The sequence below is a fragment of the Xenorhabdus yunnanensis genome (genome assembly GCF_028598805.1).
GTDB lineage: Bacteria > Pseudomonadota > Gammaproteobacteria > Enterobacterales > Enterobacteriaceae > Xenorhabdus > Xenorhabdus yunnanensis.
Genome location: NZ_JAQRFI010000189.1, coordinates 1 through 846 on the forward strand (window position 1 = coordinate 1; position 846 = coordinate 846).

1 protein-coding gene and 1 pseudogene are annotated in these 846 nt (G+C 49.2%); both read right to left on the reverse strand.

The features are described 5' to 3' along the window. Positions 1-297, reverse strand: a pseudogene (locus PSI23_RS21665) (hypothetical protein); the annotation flags it as partial. A gap of 11 nt (positions 298-308) precedes the next feature. After that, a partial coding sequence (locus PSI23_RS21670) for a hypothetical protein (protein ID WP_273557005.1) occupies positions 309-846 on the reverse strand: 538 nt, incomplete at its 5' end.

An 846-nucleotide genomic window follows, 5' to 3' on the forward strand; every position in this document is an offset into this window, starting at 1 on the left:
CGCTTCCATCTTGCGTGTGGTGTATTGACTCAGGTGGCGATAGCTCTCCCTGAGCGTTGCGATGGCAGACTGATACGGCGTGTGATTGTCGATAAGGTGCAACGCATAGACGGGATTGTTCTTTGCCTCCTGACTGCGGGCTATCCAGTGGGCATTGCTGTGTGTGTCAGTGCCGTTATCTTCCTGCGGCTCTGGCTGCACATTAAGAGAGGTCATTGCAGCATAGCGCCCGTTATAACCACGGGCACGGTTTGCATCAGGGCGTAAATGGCTAAAGGCGTATAAATCAGGCTTCATACTACCCCCTGTTAGCGATTACTGTAATCCGTCTGCTTGATGCCTGTTTTAGCATAGGCCGCACTCAGTTTCTCAGCCGCTTTTGCCATGGCTTCCTGATATTCCTGATCGGCCTGTTTACGGGCTTGCTCATTGTCTGCGGTGTTCGGGTTGATTTCATTCATGGTTTGGTGTCCCCATTTTATCAAGTCCTGTACTTCGTCTTTAGTCATCGGCTCTTCCATCTTTTTCAGTGCCTTGACAGCATGATGTTTTGCTTGGTTGTAGCCGTTAGCATCCCCGTTATTAACTGAAAATGTCATGGCTTTGAAAGCCTTCTCTTCATCATCCAAAAACTCCCATGACGGATCATGCTCTTCCATATACTTACTGGTGAACTTTGACAGGGCTTCGGGGTCGTTCCGTAACTTCGCTTTAATCTTGTTTGAATGCAGATCGGTTTCACGTAACAACTTAACCGCCAGTACCGGGCTGTTTTGGGCTTCCTCAGACACAGCGACATTGTGCCCTTTGCTGTGCTTTTTGATAGGTTCGGGCTGATCGTCTTGC